Here is a 19,324-nt window from a genome sequence, read left to right as displayed (position 1 = left end):
TACAATTTCATCGTTTTGTTTGTAACGTAATTTCTTACTCTCTTGATTCTTTTCAAATCCAATTAACTTATTACGACCGTCTTTGGATTTCGCTTTTGAGCTTAGATATTGATGATAAATATCAATAGGGTCTTCATTATGAGGTATCTGAATAATGTTAGATTTATGCAATTTATTTATGGATTTTTGATCTCGAAGACTATGTGCTCTGATTCCCCACTAACATCTATTTTACGTCCATCAAATTCTACCTTTTCAAAAGGACGAATTGGCGTTTGTGTTTGAAATTCTGTGAAATTTGCACCAGTATTTTTAGCTAACATTTTTGATTCTTCACCGGAACGAGCTGCTACAGCAACAAAATGCTTATTCGACAGAGATTTTAAATAGCGTTCAACAGATTTATAAGCTTTCGTTTGTGTATTTAATGGATACTGATTAAGTTCAATACCTAGTTTGATACAATTTCTCATAAACCTTTGATGAATAGTTTTAGTGCTTAAATTTCTTTCCCTAACCTCACCATTTTTATATGCATTTAAGAAATCTTTTTCAATTTGGTCTTTAAGACTAGGGTATTCTTCTAATAATTGCTCGAAAGGTGCATTAATAGTTGATTGAACTCTCATGTACGGAATTAGTGCTCTGAAACCGAATAATCGACCATCTGTATGTGTTTCTAAACATCTCTTTAGTAATCTATAGACTTCAGATTTTTTAATTCCATACCTTGAACAAATATTATCAATCGTCTCGTTACGTTCAATATACGCAACAACAGCCTGTTTTCGATTAATGTAGATTTCTTTCTGTTTAGCAGTAAGGCTATCTTCTAGTACACTTGGCCACTCTAAAATATCTGATTTACTTATGCTTTGATATATATTAGAGTATTTCCCCATTGATTTGTGACACCTCCAATTTAGTTCCAAAATAACATGTATCTAGGTTTGAGTTTATTTGTCCCCTATACAATAAAAAAGCGATGTTTTTTAAGACAACAGTTTTATCTACCTTTAGCAAATCTGAAAATTCCGAAACTTCTAGTCGTTCTTTAGCTTTTATAATATCTAGGTAATCATCTAATGCAACGAGTTCCTTTATATCAACATTTTTTAAAATGCTTAATAGAGACTTATAGTTTGATAAAAGCAAACGGTTTTCACGAACTTCTCTTTCAGTTACAATTCTATGTCTAATACATTTTTTTGTAGCCCATATTTGTTGAATCTCTATTTGCTCTTTTACTTTATTCTTAGTTAAATCATTAGAGTATTTACTTCGACTATTTCTTCATCACCATTATCATAAAGAATCCACATATCCGGTATAGAAGTTCTGATAGTATTATTGTAGGGAATTTTAATTAGAAATGGTTGTTCGCAAAAGTTGATGATAGATGGATTACATTCCACTGTCAACCAATTATCATATTCCAAATCGCTATAAAGAAATACTTCTCTATCTATTTTAAGGCTTTTTGATTTCCAACGAATATTTCCATACTTATTGGAAATATTCGTTACAAGAGGATTATACACATGAACAACTCATTCGTAATTTATAATATTTTCAATATTATAAATAGTTTAAACTTTAATGTCCGAAAATACGAGTAGTTTATATTTAGATGTCTTCAAAAATAAAAAGTTTAGACTTTGCTGTCTAATTTTCTGGACAGTAAAGTCTAAACTAAATCATCAAATATGTTTATTTTATTGGTTTTATGTAGTTTAGACTTTGGTGTCCTTTTACAGGCTACAAAAGTGTAAAATCGTATTTCTTTAAGAGCTCGCAAAAACTTGATTTGTGTATATAAAAATTTAAATCCGTTTGTACTATGAGTCTTGATCAAGTCAAACGTTATTTGAAACTAAATATGTTTAATCTTATGCCGACACCCAATATCACTAATCATCCTAAAGCGTGTGAAAATACGTAATATCAGCCATAAATTTTTTATTTTCACACGCTTTCACTGATTACTATATTTTGGCGTCTGACTGTATTTTTGTATGTTTGAACGAATGTCCTTTTTTCATAATGCATAAAATGCAATCAAACTACCGAAAAACTTTTGGTCACTATAATAGCCATCATTTTCCTTACGAATGACACAAATGCGTGTGAATAGCCTTTATTCGGCGACATGATAGACATGATAGCTGTTCAGCTTTTATGAATTGATTGATAATACGAATACGTACTTTCAGACACCTTAAAATTGCACACATCGCAGGTTGATGCTCGCTTTCTTTCGTAATGTGGTCGATTAGCTCTTATCTTCTATATTTGCGTGAATATAATAATAGCCTTTTTTTAGAATTTCTAGTTCCTGTTTTAAACGGAGTTTTCCCTCCTGGTGGCCGCTTCATGTACAGTTAACTCTCCATTTCTTTCAATGCACTAATTATAGAAATAATTTTCTGTTGTGCATTCTCCGCTTCAGGGATTGGCATAACAACAAACACATGATTCATTTTAGGATAAACAAAAGTATCGATTTCAATTCCCTGTTCTGTTAGCTTCTCATCAAGTCTTATTGCATCTGGATATAAACATTCATGTGTTCCAATAAAATGAGTAATCTTCCCAAGTCCTTTAAAGTCACCATATATTGGACTGATCAACGAGTCTTTTAAATTTTTATCAGCTGCCCAAAGATTTGTAATGACTTCCATTCCTTCCCTAGCTAACATCGGATCCTTTTCTTCATATTCAGTTATATGAGGATTTTCAAAACTCATATCAACACATGCAGACAATAAAATAATATCTTTTGGTTGCGGCAAATGGTTCATTTTTAAAAGATGAGCCAGCCCAAGTGCTATATTGCCGCCTGCCGAATCTCCCATGATGGTCAATTGCTTGGTACTTTCAACAGTTTCAAGTATTTCTTTATAAAGGTTTAGGATTTTTGAATAAGTATCTTTATAGTTAAAATGAGGTACTTTAGGGTAAATAGGAGTAATTATTTTCGCATTTAAAGATTGCGCTATTTTATCCAAGAACCACCAGTGAAAATTTAAAGGTTGATTCGTCCAAGCACCACCATGTATATAGAATAACTTTTTGCTTCAGGGACTCTTGTTCATTTAATGTGAAAACTTGCATGCCCTCGAATGATTGCTCCTTAACATCATCCCCAATAACATATGGTTTTATATTTTCAGTTCCCATTTGCTTAACAAACTGTTCGGTGTTTTCAATACTAGAAAAACTCTTTTTATTACTTTCGGAAGTTAACAATTTTTCAAATTGAACACTTTCTTCAGAACGTTCTCCGGTATAAATTTCTACACTCATTTTTTATTTTCTCTCCTTTAAACATTTTTCTTGTTCATCTTGTTGTTTCATAACACGGTATGATTGGAGATAGCCATGTATCTCTTTATCAAAAGTTTTTAACAAGTTGGATAGAATGTCTTAATGGAACGGAGGCGTTTTTGATCTATACTGCATCGTTTACAGGATACAGGTTGAACTATGCTTCAAGGTCAAAATAAAAAATTTTAAAATCCTTTTTCCATCTCGTAAAAAAGTGAGCATGAGCCTCCATTTCAACTATTATAACAAATGTATTCCCTGAATTTTTCCATTTTGCACCTGATAGCCATGTTTCTTTTAGGCTGTTTTCTAAAAAATAAATGGATGATCAAATTTTTACCTAGACTGCCATTCATTTACAATCATCGTTTACATTTGCATTATGTGGATTTCCGTTCATATTGAATATCAGCTAAATTTTCTTCATTTTCGTGTCCTCTACCTATGATTGCAAATCCTTGTTTTTCATAAAATCGTTGTGCATTTACATTTACTTCAAAAGTGTGTAATGTTAATCTCCCGCTTGATTGTGCTTTTACTTTATCTAGTAATGTATGACCTATACCGATTCCTTGATAATCTATATGAATATATAGTTGGTTTATTTCCCTTTCATTATAGGCAATCATTCCAACTACTTTTTCATCAATTAACGCTAAATCTATTTGAAACTGTTCAGATAATATATGGTTTAAAAAATAAACGTGACTTTCAAAGTTGTGAATTTCTTTCTGACCAATAGCCTGTTCCTTACTATCTCGCCACATATCCACTGTTTGTTCAGCGTATTTGGGATTATACTGAGTAATAATCATTTTGTATCGGTTCACTACAATACCTCCTCAAGTTTTGTTTACTGCTTTCTATATTATTTTCCTGATGTAAATTCGATGAATAGTACCTGTTGCAGGTATTTTAGCATTTATAAAACTTTTTGCTAGTTTCTTTTATAAACAGCTCCGTTAGCCATCAATGAAGCGCAAAGGGAGTTGAAAAGCAAAAAACAGCCTTCTTTTATTTGTAGTTGATTTATCTCTTAATGTTCCTGTATGTAACTTACTGACTTCCCTCTTTAGCTCAATTCACGGGAATTAGAACACATGTTCTCAACCCCGTAAAATTAGCATTTTTCTTGAAAAATTTTAAAAAAGACAACGAGCTTTGCATTCACGCTAAGATCAATTTTCTTGTTGAAAGTAAAGTGGACACTCACCCCTATCATCCATAGATTTCTATGAGATTTGTGTGCCTCAGGTATGTGCTTTGCCTTCAGTTTCCTTCTGATTCCGCGATACCACAGACCCATTGCTATCGGCTAACCATCCCTTCTATCTTCCCGCTTCTGAACCTTCCACCCTAGAGTTCCTACGTATGCCGAACTTACAATGAAAAAGAGACGCATTTCTTCGCCTCTAACTATCTTCCCAAAAGCTGACTATCCTTTTTTATAAACGTAGCCCTCGATTTATTGTTTCAATTATGCCCTAACACCTTTTCTTTCGCTACAGGAAGATCTTTTTATTTAAAGACTGTTGGTGTAAAACATAAAGTTAGGTTTCCGGATGAAGAAGGAAAATTTCCTAAAGAAGAGTAACAAAAAAACAGAGTTAATCCTAGGAAATAGGAAAACTAACTCTGTTTTTATACTATAAATCTTGAAGTTCATTCACCGTGATAAACGTATAACCCTCCTTTGAAAGTTCCTGTAGTATACCTTCAATTGTTTGGAGCGCTTTGCCCGTTTTATCATACATTGGATGCAGCAAGATAATCGAACCAGGTTCAATATTCTCTGTCACATATTTTACTTTGTCAGAAACCGTTGTGTAAAAAGTATCTGGCTCAAGGTTCCAAGTTATAGTTTCTCTTTTATGTTTATTTAAGTAATAAGGCAACCCTATCAACTTTTTCCCATTAGGTGGCCGAACATCAATTTCACCTTTGTATCCTGTATTTTCAATCAATTGATCGGTCTTTTCTATTTCATCTTTGTAGTAAGCGGGTGTTTTGAAAATCATCCGATTATGCGAATAGGTATGATTCCCAATTTGATGTCCTTCTTCTGCAATTTTTCTTGCTTCCTCTGGAAATTTTTCTATTTCTGTACCTATGAGAAAAAAGGTAGCTTTAGCATTGTACTCTTCTAATAGCGACAATATTTGATTTGTGTTATCTGCCGGACCATCATCAAAAGTTAAAGCAACCACTTTTTGATTCGTCTCTACTTGTTTGGTTAAGCCCCCAAATAACTGATACGTCCTAGAATTTATTAATTTATAAGTGCCTAGTAGGAGAAGGAAAACGAACAGAATCCCTATCCCAATCAATACCAACTTCTTTTTCACAGCAATCCTCTTTCCATACAGGAGTTTTAAATACAGTTTACCATTTTATTAGCGTTAGTCCTTCCAAATCGAAAGCAACAGCCAAAAATAGTCTGTATTCTTGTCCTCGTCAAAATCCAACTTAGAAAGTCCACCTGAATACTGTTCTTCTTCCTATTCTAGGTCTTTTCTTACTTAGCTTTGTTAGGGCTACCGATTTTAAATACCAGCATTGTTAAGCGCTGTGGAGCGTATTTGCCGAATAGGAATAAAACACGTAGATAAAAAAAGAATCGTAGCTATCAAAAAAGCGCAAGTTATCAATGTTGCTAAAATTGATTTCTTGTGCTTTTTAAGGTTTTAACTTGTTATATCTGCCTCTTTGTTTATGTAGCTAACAAGAGCCTTATTGTATTATACGTGTGCCTGCATTTCCTTCTAATGCAGCAACCGCTTGATCCAACGAACAAATAATTGCTTCTTTACCTAATTTCGCAAATTCGATAGCTGCTTGCATCTTTGGTAACATACTACCTGGTGGAAATTGTCCTTCTGCAACATATTGTTCAGCTTCTTTTATTGTAATTTGGCGTAATTTTTGTTCATTTTCTTTACCAAAATTTATATATACATTTGGTACATCTGTTAGCATCATGAAAACTTCCGCATTTACCTGTTGTGCAAGCTTTAATCCTGAACGGTCTTTATCAATTACCGCTTCAATACCCTGTAATTGTCCATTATCTTCCCGATATACAGGTATACCACCACCCCCAGATGAAATAACAATCGTATCATCGATTAAACGTTTTATTTCGTCTATACCATGAATCACTTGTGGTTCTGGTGAAGGTACAACTCGTCTGTATCCACGCCCCGCATCTTCTAACATCGTATAGCCTTGTTCTTCTAAACGTTTCGCTTCTTCTTCCGAGAAAAATACACCAATTGGTTTAGTTGGATTTTCAAATGCTTGATCCTCTTTATCGACTTCAACCATTGTTAACAATGTAACCACATTTGCATGAATGTCTCGTTCTTGAATATGGTTTTTTAAAGCTGTTTCCATCATATAACCAATGAAACCTTGTGATTCTGCGTTACAAACATGGATTGGTAGTGGTTCGACTACATGTTTAGCAGCTTCGTTTTGGGCAATGATATTTCCCACTTGCGGGCCATTGCCGTGTGTAATGACAATTTTATGCCCCTCTTCCTTCATTTCTATCATATGACGAGTTGCAGACACTACATTTTTGAATTGATTATCATAAGTTGCTTTTTGTTGCGGCTGTAAAATTGCATTACCGCCCAATGCAATAACTACACTCTTTCCCATTTCCTTCACTCCTTAATTAACGACATGTAAATGCCATATAACGTATCCATCCCAGATGAAGAGCCAACTTCTATAAGACTTTTCATGCTTTCTAAGGATGGATCATGCTGTAATGCTGTAATCTTCGAACTAAATACACCATCTAAAGCACATGTTAAAAAGCGCTTACTGACAATGGTCGTTAAAGGTTCCTTGATTAAAGCTTTTAAAGTTTCAAGATGTTTATGTTCGATAAAATTATTTAAAAAATGCCCGTACAATATGCCGACCAGTATATCGTCACCAGTTGGTGTTAAACCTTGTCCACGTCCAATAAAATAACGGAATATCTTCTCAAGATTTTGGGTTGGATCATGTAATCTATCGATCAAAGCCAACACACGTGCTCGTTCAAAATCTGTTGATTCATAGGATGTAAATGAAATGTATTCGAAATTTTCTTTTAGTCTATTGATATTTGCATGATCAAAATCCATATATAACGGTAGTATTTTTACATTAAACACCAATTCAAAACAGTTATGAAAGAGTCGATTAGTGTGAAATGTTAATGTATCGCCTACTCTTATATAGGACTTTATCGTTTGTTTAGTTTGACGATCAAGCAAGATGCCGAATGGAAATGTCCCATTTTCGTCGGTACCAGCAAATATCAATTCACCATTTCGATCAACCATATTCAAACCTTTTTCAAAAATACTGTGCACGGTAAAGGTGTTTCCTTCATTCAATAATTCAAGTGCGATTGGACCAACCGCACTTGCTTGTAAAATCATCCTTTAAAACCTAGCTTTTCAGCATAGGCTGTGATGGCTTTCTCAAAACATTCGATTGGCGGGTGTACTGTACCGGCACCAATTTGTCCATAACCCGCAATTTTGTGGGCAATCCCTGTATTGATGACAGGTGTTATTCCTGTTTCAACAACTTTCCGTGCATCGATCCCTAAACATGCGCCTTTGAAGTCCCATGTTGGAATAACATAGTTCGGGTTTTCGCCGATACAAATTTCAGTCATTTGATTACTTATTTCAAGCGCATCATTAAATCCTCCTGTACCAACGAAGCGGGTAACTGCAGGTGCCGCAATCATCGCCATACCGCCAACACCGATTGTTTCTGTAATAGCTGAATCGCCAATATCTGTGTTGGCATCTTCTGCTGAATAACCAGTGAAGTATAATCCTTGTGGGGTATTAACAGGACCAGTAAACCATTCGTCTCCCATACCCGCAATACGGATACCAAAGTTTTCACCGTTACGGCACATTGCGGTAACAACTGTACCGTGTTCGATAGTACGTGCTGCATCCATCATTGCTTTACCAGTCGCCATAGCAATATTTAAGAAAAATTGGTCTGTGTCAGCTAAAAATTGGATTACTTCTGTACGTTGTTCTTTTTCAACGTCTTCTAATGATGCAATGACTGGAGATAGTTCTTTTAAAAATGCAAGTGAAGCTGCAATATTACGCTGGTGGAACTCATCACCCATTGCAATAGCTTTTGCAATCAATACGTTGACATTCAAGCCTTCATCAAATGTTTTTAATGCTTCACTTAATACAGGACCTAACACATCTTTCATCCAGTGTAAACGATTGATGACTTGCTCATTGTAGGCGCCAAAGCGTAAAACTGCTCCAATGCCTTCGTTCATTTGACAGTACGCTTCATTACCACTTTCTTTGTTTACAACAACGAGTACTGGCATGTTAGGTGAAGTGATACCACCCATTGGTCCAACAGCATTCACATGGTGACATGGAATGAATGTGATCTTTTCGCTTTCAAGTAATTCACGTGCATTCTTTTCGTCTTCTGCCCATCCTTCAAAAAGGATTGCTCCAACACAGGAACCTTGCATAGGATCTGTCATATTTTCATATTTAATGGGAGGCCCAGCGTGCAATAACACATAATCTTCCAATTCGGGAATCACAGATTTCGCAGGTACAACATCCGTTAAGAATGGTGCTGCTGCTATGATCTTCTGGATAACGGCTTCGTTCGCTTCATTTATTGTATTGTAACCCATTAGATTGTACCTCCTTCATAATAGTTTAAGAATTGAAGTACTTTCATTAACTTCTCATCGCCACCAGCAATTGGACGCCAGTTAAATTGAACACACTCAGAGCCACTGTTTTGAAGAGCTTCCGTAAAGCTTTTTAGCCCAATATTGATGACACTTGGTTTCATATTAATGAAGGACATAATTTTCTCATCGACTGCCAAGTTTTCTTCTGTATAATCAAATTTTTGTACATCAACGATTGGTTGTTCCACTGTACCGCCTACAAGTTGGATAGCTGTGCGAACCATTTGATCGTTTGTCTTACAAATAATTGCACCACTCTCTTTTAAAATCTCAATTTGTTTATCATAACCTTGGATGTCCTGTGCTGTACCAACAACCGTTGCAAGTACTGCAAGTTGACGACCATCTTGACGTGCACTGTCCAAAATACGCTTGATTGTTGGTGCTAGTTCACTAGCCATATCTTCATGACCGCCGTTACCAATCACGTTATCAATCATAATGACTGCTATTCCAGGGTCGTCCATAGATTTTTCAAGCATTTCGATACGTTTTTCAGGATCAATCATCGGGTGTGGTTTACCTTTTGTATATACATCATCACCTAAATCAATGATTTCATGATTGTTTGTTTTTAAAACATAGCTAACGCTTTTCTCTTCAGTCATTGTATCTTTGAAAGCATCTCTCACTAGCATCGCTGCTTCAGATGCTAATGTACCGCCTGAATAATAACCTTTAATACCAACTTGTGATTCTTTTAATACTACGTTTACATCAGCTGTTGTCGGTTCAAAATTTGGTTTGTCACCATTTGATAATTGGACAGCTACAACCGCTGCTTCTTCAAGTGTATAAGCATGATAGATGTTCTCTTCTTGGTAAGAAGGTTTGTCACCTAAAAATAACGTTACAACTGGTTTGTCAATATTTCTTAATAGGTTTAATACTTTGCGCTGTACTTCCTCTGCAGGTGGTTTAGAGATCACGGTAATGACTTTTACTTTCGGATCTTGGTTTAACGCTTTGATGCTATCTAACATCGTGATCGCACCAACTTCTGTCGATAAATCACGTCCACCTGTACCAAGTGCGTTTGTCACACCTTTACCATAACGGTCAATAATTGTTGTTACTTCTTGGATCCCTGTACCTGATGCACCAACAATACCAATATCGCCTTCGTTTACATTATTGGTAAAGGCAAGAGGTACGCCGTGAATAAGTGCAGTACCACAGTCTGGACCCATCACTAATAACCCTTTTTCATGCGCTTTTTGTTTCAATTTCACTTCGTCTTCTTTAGAAACATTGTCACTGAACATGAACACATGTAAGCCTTCGTTCAATGCGTTTTCCGCTTCCATCGCTGCATATTGACCAGGAATTGAAATCAATGCTAAGTTCGGATTGTTCGCAAGCTCCATTGTACGTTTCCAGTTGTGAGCTTCTTGACCTTTAGACGTATTTTGTGAATCTGAATCACCTTTTAAAGCGATTTCTACTTCTTCTTTCACTTCGTCTACTTTTTCTTCTTGGTCTGTATCTACAACGATAACGATATCATTTGGCTTTGCTTTTTCTAATTCATCCGTGCCTAAGCCAGAAGATTTAAAAATGTCTTTGTTCGCTGGTGTTCCCATCATGATCGATACTTTGTTTACACCATCAATTGCAGACAACTTGTTGGATAAAAGCATTAACACGATGGAGTCTTTATAAGTGTTTTCTTTTATAATTGTGTATAACATGATGATCCTCCAATTTATTATTCTGCAAATCTATTTTTTCCGTGATAACGATCGTAATGAACATCGTCTGACACAAGGTAGTTGTAAATGTCGTCTACGATTTCAATACCATCCTTATCATATTCCTCACTTCTTAATAAACCGCGTTCACCTGGGTAATAAATCTCTCCATAACCCTCTGCCGCTGGCTGTGTTTTTAATTCATTGAGCATTGTTGTAATTTGTAGTTTGAAAGCATCTAAATCTGTGAAATAGGCAGGGTTAATCACGATATGAAGTTGACCTAAATCACGCCCTTTTGTTAAGTCCTGATACATGGAAGACACATGTATACCGTGTGGGACTCCAAGAAGACTACCTGATAAAATATCCACCATCATCATTAATCCATACCCTTTTGGACCTGAAATCGGTAAGAGTGCATGAACATCTCTTGCATTCGTAGTTGGTGCACCAGTTGCATCTACTGCCCATGTATCTGGAATTGATTCATTTTTACTTCTTGCGTCTAAGATTTTGCCCCATGCTTGGACAGTTGTCGCCATATCGAATGTGATGATACGATCATCAGCGGATGGTGCACTAAAGGCAATTGGATTTGTTCCAAAGTAAGGCTCAGTTCCTCCAAATGGCACGACCATTGGATCTGATTGACACATACTTAAGGCAACCATATCTTGCTCCGCCGCCATTTCAACAAAGTAACCTAATGCACCACTATGCGAAATATGTTTCATACCAACAACGGCAATACCCGATTTTTTTGCCATTTCAATTGCTTTTTCCATCGCTTGTTTTGCAACTTGGTGACCTGGACCATTATCTCCATTAAAGACCGCAGATGCTGGACCTGTTTGTTCAAATGTATAGTTTGGATTTGCTGTAATACCACCTTTTGCAATGCGTTCAGAATAGTATTCAACACGTACGGCACCATGGGAGTGAATGCCTCTATGATCGGCGTATGTTAATACATCTGCAACATCATGTGCCGCTCCTTCATTTAATCCCGCTTTCATAAACTTTTGTTTCATTAAATTAAATAGTTCTTCTCTAGATACACGCATCTTGTTTACTCCTCATATAATTATTATTTTGTGTCAGATTCTAAATGATTTAGAATGTATTTTTGAATTTCTTTTGTAACTAAGATGCCTAATTTATCTTTAGATAACTATCGGAGATAATATACTCACTTTTATAAATCAATATCTCTGTTTGCATCTTTAGAATAAATGTATGAGAATGGTTCATCTAAACCGATTGCATAGGTTGCTTGCGGTACATAAGCACCCATAAAGATATAGTCACCTTTATCAACTGGCATCCATTCGTTGTCTAAGTTGTACATGCCTCGTCCACTTAAAACATAAGCGCCGTGTTCTTGAACGTGTGTTTCAATGTAACCATGTGAAGCACCTGGTTTGAACGAAAGAATATGAATGTTCATGTCATATCCAATTTCTTTTGGTAATAAGTCTTGAATTAATACTTCTTTCATACCTTCATATGCCTCTTGTTCAATGTCGTTCACATTACCTGTAACGATTTCTGGTGTATACCCTTTAAGAGGTTGTCCTTTAAGAGGTTGATAACGTTTTTTGTATAAGAATAAGCGGCTATCTTCACCGTTATTATTATTTTCAAACGTCAACTGTAAGTGTGGGGGTACATATAAATACCCACCTTCTGTTAATTCGTATCTTTTACCGTCTGCAAAAGCATTGATTTTGCCATAAACAACGTATACAAATGATTGAATACCATCACCAGCGAAACCAGCTTTGTTTCCGCCTTGGTTTTTTACTGTTACTAAATAATCTACAAATCTTGCACCTAAACGTGGGGATCCTAAGATTGTTACGTCACAATCTTTAAAGCCAGGTACAACATTATTAACTAGGCCGTCTGGTGTGATTACCGCGTAATTGTCTTTTTTAATGATAGAACGTGTTTCTAATAAACCTTCTCTGTATCCTTGAACTTGATTTAAGTAACCCATAAGTATCTGGCTCCTTTTTCATTATTTTTATTCTTTATATGCTAGTTCATAAAGTACACCGCTTAATACTTCAATACCTTTAACAAGATCTTCTATCTTCGTCTCTTCACTAATGTTGTGACTAATTCCACCAATAGAAGGTACAAACAACATTGCCGTTGGAACATATTGTGCAAAGATTTGTGAGTCATGTCCTGCACCAGATGGCATCACTTTATATTGATCACCTACATTATTCTTTGCTGCTTGTTCAATGATTTGAACGATTTCTTTGTCCATCAATGTTGGTGCCTCATCCATCCATAAATTAATATCATATGTCATGCTATTTGCTTCAGCGACTAATTTAATTTTGTCTTCGATTTCTGCTGCAAAATCATTTAATAGTTGCTGATCAATATGACGACAATCGATTGAGAACGTAATTTCGCCGGGAACTACATTTACTGTGTTCGGTACAAGTGTGACATGACCGAACGTTAACACAAGTGGTTCCCCAATTTCTCTAGCACGTTTTGTTAAGTCCGAGACAATTTCACTATAGGCAACAACTGTATCACGACGTAATGACATGGGCGTAGTACCAGCGTGGTTTGCTTCACCTTTTAAGTTGATCGTGAAGCGTTTTTGACCGACGATTCCATTGACAACACCGATTGTTTTATTTTCTGTCTCTAACACTTTACCTTGTTCAATATGAATTTCAACAAATGCTTTGATGTCATTACGAACGTCAGTCGTTTTCCGATAATTAAAACCTGATTTACACATCGCATCTTCGAACTTAATACCCTCAGCATCTTCAATTGTGTCAACATCCGATTTTTTAGCTAAGTTAAAGAAGTTTTTGCTACCCCAAAATGTGTAAGGGAATCGACTACCTTCTTCTTCTGCAAGCGATAATACTTCTAATGATCGTAGTGGTTGACCATATTTTTCTTTTAAATATTTCACAGCAACAAGTGCAGATAAGATACCGAATTGACCATCCAGATGCCCACCTTCAACAACTGTGTCGATGTGTGATCCTGTCAAAATGGTTTCTTTTGGATATTTACTTCCAACAAGACGCCCAGATAAGTTCCCGATGTCGTCAAAGCTTGCTTCTAATCCTTCTTCTTTGAATGTTTTTTCCAGCTCACGAACTGCATCATTCCATTCTTGAGAATATAAAAGGCGTGTAATTCCACCTTGTTCTAAGCCACCAAAACCTGTGAATTTCTTATCTAAAGCTTCAAACGTTAATTGAATATCCATTACTCTTTCACTCCTTCCTCTAATACACTTTTATTATAGGACCTTACTCACAACCATTCATTGACAGAACAAACAATTATGGAAGCTCTTTTTATGCACTATCAACAAATACATGTTTGATAAAGATTCAAAAGCTAGATCAGAGGTAAACGCTGAGCACGAAAAATGAATACAGTTAGCTATCAATTACGTATAGGCTACTAAGTAGTCGTACGTACGGAGCAAGTTCCAGCTTTTTTTATACGACTCCATCAGCATTCAAAAAATAGCCGAAGGAATCGAATTTATCTTGATTAAAAAAAATACCGCATAGTAAATCAATGTAAAAACTCTGATTTACCATACGGTATAGTTCATTTTTTAATTATTATAAGATAAATGATAAGCCAAATGTCATGATACATATGAGAAGTAGCAAACCTAAGCTGTACCGTAATGTATATTGGAAGATTTTTGACTCGTTCCCAGTCTCATTAACGGCTGCTGCTGCAATAGCGATAGATTGTGGTGAAATCAATTTTGCCACGCTACCTCCAGCTGTATTGGCTGCCATTAACAAAGATGGTGATATACCGACTTGCGTCCCAGTAACCACCTGTAAGCTACCAAATAACGCGTTATTATTAACAACAGATCCAGTGAGAAAGACACCAATCCATCCTAATACTGGACTTACAAATGGAAAGAAGTCACCCGTTTTTGCAAGTGCAAGTCCCAAAGAAGTACTAAGTCCCGAGAAGTCCGAGAGATTTGCAAAAGCCATTACAAGAACGATCGTAAAAATTGGTAACCACAATTCTTTAATGGTACCACCGAGCAAATTAACGGTTTGATTTATGTTTAACACAGGAAATAGAATACTTGTTAAAATAATTGTCACTAGAATCGCTGTTCCCGTTGCTGAAACAAAGTTAAGATTTAAGATTGCTGGCATAGGTATTTCTTCGGTTACTATTGGCGGTGTACGCATGACTTGATCATGTAATCCTGGGATTTTCAAGGCTACGTTTGTAAAATCAAGTGCACCATCTGCTGCAAATAAATTTTTAAATGTAGGGAGGCTCCAAATGGCTATAACACCAGTGAGTAAATAAAATGGTGACCATGCTACCATGATTTCTTTCATAGAGTAGTTTTTTAAATTTCCTGTTGCTTCTACACCAGGCTCATGATAAATCGTTTTAGGCTGCCATCTTCTTAAGAATAATGCCAAAATTATCATACTAGCTAAAGAAGGGATAATATTCGCAAGCTCCGGCCCGATAACAGTAATCGTTAGTAATTGAAGCCCCGAAAATGCGCCACTGACGATTAAAATTGCTGGGAATATTTCTTTTATTCCTTTGAACCCATCTAGAATAAAGATGAGGATAAACGGAACGAGAAATGAAATCAACGGTAACATAAATGCTGTCATTCTAGAAAGATCTAAAATTTCCATACCACCTACTTGAGCACCTGTAATAACTGGAATTCCAACTGTACCGAATGCACCTGTAGAGGCATTAGCGATTAGGCAAAGTCCAGCAGCTTTAATTGGTTTAAAACCAAGAGTCACAAGTAATGCTGCACAAATAGCGATTGGGACACCTAATCCTGCTGCGCCTTCTAAGAAAGCATTAAAGCAAAAGCCAATTAGCAATAATTGAAGACGTTGATCCTCGGTAATACTAGCAATACTACCACGTACTGTTTCAAATTTTCCGGCTTTAACTGAAATCTTGTACAACCAAACAGCCATAATAACGATATAACCGATTGGCCATAGCGCTTTGCCTGTACCGAGAAGAATTGCCCCTAAGGCTTTCGTAATGGGCATTCCGAAGAATCCGACGGTAATGATAAGGGTAAAGCCTAATGTTAATGCTGCAGCATAAACCCCTTTTAATTTAAAGGCTGTTAAACTTAGTAGAAATAGAAGAATGGGAAGGAAGGCTATGATGCCACTCATTATTTCGTTTCCAAGTGGATCGTATTGTTGAAACCACATCGTTGTCACTTCTTTCTAAGTAGTTTATTTCTATAAAATTTGAATTGAGCTAAACTAACTTGATTGTAGATATCCATGCATGCTTATACACGATAGACGAGTTTTTTCTGTTCTTCTCGTTCATACATCGCAATTCCATAAGCTATCGCTCCTTTTTTCAGAATAATAGGTTAAGAAACATTATATACTTATAAAGATATTATCAAGGTCCTCTACGTTATTTACGGTGCTCCGCTACAAGTATACTTAAAGCGAAACAGGACCTATTTTCTACTACTCTAAAGAATAAGTTCTTTAGCGCCATGTTCACAATCGATATAAACATGAATAGTTTTTTAAAAGATTTAAAAGTATTCTCCCAGAATGTAGCAAGTGTTGTTCCACGTCCAATGGCATGATGTAGAAAGTCTACTTCATTCAATATCGCGCTTATTTGGATAAATCCACGGCTAATTATCCATTGCTTGAGAGATAAATCGACCTACTTTCTCATCTTCAATTCCTTTATCTTTGTCATAGATTTCAACACCGCGAAGGATTGTTTTCACTATCTGTGCACCGATTTTGCGCCCAACATAAGGACTAATTTTGTGTCGGTATGCTAAGTCCTCGGCTTTCAATTCATAAGGTGCATCTTTTTTAATAAATACGAAGTCTGCATCTTTCCCTACTGTGATGCTACCTTTTTGTTCTAGATTAAAACGTCTCGCAGGGTTTGTAGCAATAATCGCTGCAAATTGAGCTAATGGCATGTTTCGTTTTTGTACACCTTCATCGAATAATACGTCTACGTTATTTTGTACACCTGCGATACCCCCCCAAGCCTCAAAGGCATTGTTCTTATCTTTCAAGTCTGGTGTACATGGTGAATGATCTGATGTTACGAATGAAATATCCCCATTAAGTACACGATTCCACATACCTTCCAAACGAGATTGTTCACGGATTGGCGGCGAACATTTTACAACTGGACCGATAGTATCTAATTCTTCTTTATAGAAATATAGATAGTGTGTACATGTTTCGCATGTAATATCGACACCTTCTTGCTGCGCTTTCACAATTTCATCTATACCTTCCTCACAAGCTACATGAACGATGTGCACGCGACAACCGGTTTCTTTAGCAAATAGGATTATTTTTCGAATTGGTTCCACTTCTGTAAATACAGGTCGTGAATCTACATAAGCACGTAATGATGTTGCGCCATTTTTATATGCTAATTCGCCTAATCTATCAGTAATTTCAGCATTTTCAGCGTGAATAGATAAGATTTTACCTGTCTTCGCAATTTGTTTCATACCTTCATAAAGTGCATAGTCATCCACGTTCATGAAATCACCTTCTATAGAACGGTCACCACAAGTCGCTACAAAACATTTATAGGCAACGACACCATTGTTATCTAATTCTTGAATACCACCGTCTAAGTTAAATGGCACTAATCCACCATAGCTGGCAACATCTACGGATAATTTCCCTTCTCCAGCTTTAAATTTTTCTTTAATAGATGGGCCATTAATTGTTGCGGGTACTTGGTTTAATGGCATTTCGATAATTGTTGTTACCCCACCTTTTGCACAGGCCCGTGTACCTGTATCATAACCTTCCCATTCATCACGATAGCCTCCTCCTGGTTCCGTGATATGTACGTGTGCATCTACCATGCCTGGAGATACGATCAAGCCTTGTGCATCAATAATTTGTGCATCTTCACCTAAATCTTTACCAATTGCGGCGATTTTACCATTTTTTATACCTATTTCGACTTCTTGCTCACCATTCTCTAGAATAACTAATCCATTTTTGATAATTAAATCGAATTGCATGAGAATCATCCTCCTCTATTTTTTTAAAACGTTTAATAATAACAGTAAAATACCTGCTGTGAAAAATCCGATAAACCATGAAAAGTCCAAAATGATGTGGAACCTCGGTATAAAACCTAATAGGGATATGAATACTCCAACGATTGTTGCAATATAAGCTTGTATATTGATTCTCACTTTTGGTCGTTCGTTGCTATTACTATCAAAATATAATTCATCGATATTGATCCTACACTTTGAAATGAAGTAGAACTTTACAATCATCACACCCGCAACTGGACCAAGAATGGCGCCGATCATATTTAAAAACATGAAGATACTATCACTATTCTCCATCATCTTCCATGGCATAGTGATAATACTTGCAATCGATGCAATCCATACGCCACGCCGATAATTAATATACTTTGGAAATAACGCACTTATTTGATAGGCTGCTGGAATAATATTACTTGTTGCATTTGTAGAAATTGTTGTCATAAGAAGTACACCTGTAGCAAAGAAGATGGCCCATACACTATCCCATTGATTGATAATATTCAGTATATTCCACTCTTGTTGACCAAAATAAATGGACCCACCAATTAAAATTGTTACACTTGAAAATGCAAACAAAATATGTGCAACAACAATTCCAGAAACTTGTCCGAAAATTTGTGTTCTTGTTGATTTCGCATTTTGTGTAAAATCAGAAACGCTTGCCCCTGGAGCAGCCCAAACACCAAGTAATGAGTTAAACACTAAGATAAACGCTAAAATGGTTTGATATAAAATACTACCTTCCGAACTCAGTTCATAGCTCAAAATTTTATTGAGTCCACCACCAGCTTTAATGCCCCAGATTGCCATACCACCAAAAACTATATAAATCATTGGGTTTAAAATAGCAGTAAATTTATTTAAGGTTCCGCCGCCGCCAATACCAATGGCAAAGTTAATTACCCAGAATAACAAGAAAGCAATTAATCCTGGAATAGTAATACCTAAAATTGTAGTACCATCTCCAATGTCATTGAATCCCGGAAAAATTTTATTCATTAGAATCAATAAAGCTTGTGAACCAGCAAATGTTTGTAAACCAAACCAAGCAATGCCGGCTACAACACCACGTAATACACCTGGTAATTTAGCACCTATATCACCATATGTATGCCTTAAGTGCATGGCGAATGGGATACCATATTTTGAGCCTGCGTAACCGTTTACAACAAGTAGGAAGGCAATTAAAAATGAGCTTATAACAAGTGATAACATCACTTGAAATGGTGATAAGCCTAATAATAAGAAGCCACCGACAGCTGTATAATTAGGAATGTTATGCACTGCCCCCATCCACAGCGTAAAAAAGTTAAATGCGGATGAATTTCTTTGTTCAAGCAACTTTGGCATGATATCCTTGTTGTAACCGCGCTTTTCAAAAAATGAAGGATTTCGTTGGATATCCTGACCTTGTTTTAGCATAAT

At 36.1% G+C, this 19,324-nt stretch carries 13 protein-coding genes and 1 pseudogene; all 14 read right to left on the bottom strand.

Translation table 11 applies throughout. From position 1 onward, the window contains the following. Positions 1-176 precede the first annotated feature (176 nt). Positions 177-902, bottom strand: a complete 726-nt coding sequence (locus ACIQZA_RS04555; protein ID WP_402880578.1) for a hypothetical protein — start codon at positions 900-902, stop codon at positions 177-179. A gap of 1,479 nt (positions 903-2,381) precedes the next feature. After that, a pseudogene (locus ACIQZA_RS04550) lies at positions 2,382-3,306 on the bottom strand (alpha/beta hydrolase fold domain-containing protein). A 401-nt stretch (positions 3,307-3,707) separates the two neighbouring features. Next, complete coding sequence (locus ACIQZA_RS04545) at positions 3,708-4,142, bottom strand: GNAT family N-acetyltransferase (RefSeq protein WP_402880737.1); 435 nt, start codon at positions 4,140-4,142, stop codon at positions 3,708-3,710. Positions 4,143-4,973: 831 nt separating this feature from the next. Continuing rightward, positions 4,974-5,672, bottom strand: a complete 699-nt coding sequence (locus ACIQZA_RS04540) for a polysaccharide deacetylase family protein (protein WP_400938389.1) — start codon at positions 5,670-5,672, stop codon at positions 4,974-4,976. Positions 5,673-6,057: 385 nt separating this feature from the next. Continuing rightward, entirely contained in the window at positions 6,058-6,990 is a 933-nt protein-coding gene (gene arcC, locus ACIQZA_RS04535; protein WP_402880579.1) for a carbamate kinase, read from the bottom strand. 5 nt (positions 6,991-6,995) lie between these two features. Next, positions 6,996-7,766, bottom strand: coding sequence for an oxamate carbamoyltransferase subunit AllH family protein (locus ACIQZA_RS04530; protein ID WP_400938394.1), 771 nt, complete (start codon positions 7,764-7,766; stop codon positions 6,996-6,998). Beyond that, a complete protein-coding gene (locus ACIQZA_RS04525) occupies positions 7,763-9,028 on the bottom strand; it encodes a YlbE family protein (RefSeq protein WP_402880581.1) in 1,266 nt (421 codons plus the stop codon). The genes ACIQZA_RS04530 and ACIQZA_RS04525 overlap by 4 nt, the downstream gene beginning before the upstream one ends. Next, positions 9,028-10,782, bottom strand: a complete 1,755-nt coding sequence (locus ACIQZA_RS04520) for an acyl-CoA synthetase FdrA (protein WP_402880583.1) — start codon at positions 10,780-10,782, stop codon at positions 9,028-9,030. Before ACIQZA_RS04520 ends, ACIQZA_RS04525 begins: the two co-directional genes overlap by 1 nt. 17 nt (positions 10,783-10,799) lie before the next feature. Beyond that, positions 10,800-11,849, bottom strand: coding sequence for an ureidoglycolate dehydrogenase (allD, locus tag ACIQZA_RS04515; protein WP_400938402.1), 1,050 nt, complete (start codon positions 11,847-11,849; stop codon positions 10,800-10,802). A gap of 131 nt (positions 11,850-11,980) precedes the next feature. Further along, a complete protein-coding gene (gene allE, locus ACIQZA_RS04510) occupies positions 11,981-12,784 on the bottom strand; it encodes a (S)-ureidoglycine aminohydrolase (protein WP_400938404.1) in 804 nt (267 codons plus the stop codon). Between the two features lie 27 nt (positions 12,785-12,811). After that, a complete protein-coding gene (gene allC, locus ACIQZA_RS04505; protein ID WP_402880585.1) occupies positions 12,812-14,041 on the bottom strand; it encodes an allantoate deiminase in 1,230 nt (409 codons plus the stop codon). 367 nt (positions 14,042-14,408) lie between these two features. Further along, positions 14,409-16,031 (bottom strand): lactate permease LctP family transporter, encoded by a 1,623-nt coding sequence (locus tag ACIQZA_RS04500; protein WP_402880586.1) that lies wholly within the window; start codon positions 16,029-16,031, stop codon positions 14,409-14,411. 449 nt (positions 16,032-16,480) lie between these two features. Beyond that, the gene (gene allB, locus ACIQZA_RS04495) at positions 16,481-17,860 is read right to left on the bottom strand and encodes an allantoinase AllB (protein ID WP_402880588.1); all 1,380 of its coding nucleotides are present in this window, start codon (positions 17,858-17,860) and stop codon (positions 16,481-16,483) included. Positions 17,861-17,875: 15 nt separating this feature from the next. Then, positions 17,876-19,321, bottom strand: a complete 1,446-nt coding sequence (gene allW, locus ACIQZA_RS04490; protein WP_402880589.1) for an allantoin permease — start codon at positions 19,319-19,321, stop codon at positions 17,876-17,878. Positions 19,322-19,324 lie beyond the last annotated feature (3 nt).

The organism is Lysinibacillus sp. NPDC096382 (assembly GCF_044762845.1).
Classification (GTDB): domain Bacteria; phylum Bacillota; class Bacilli; order Bacillales_A; family Planococcaceae; genus Lysinibacillus.
The sequence above is the reverse complement of the archived record's forward strand: the minus strand, read 5'-3'. Positions and strand labels throughout refer to the sequence as shown.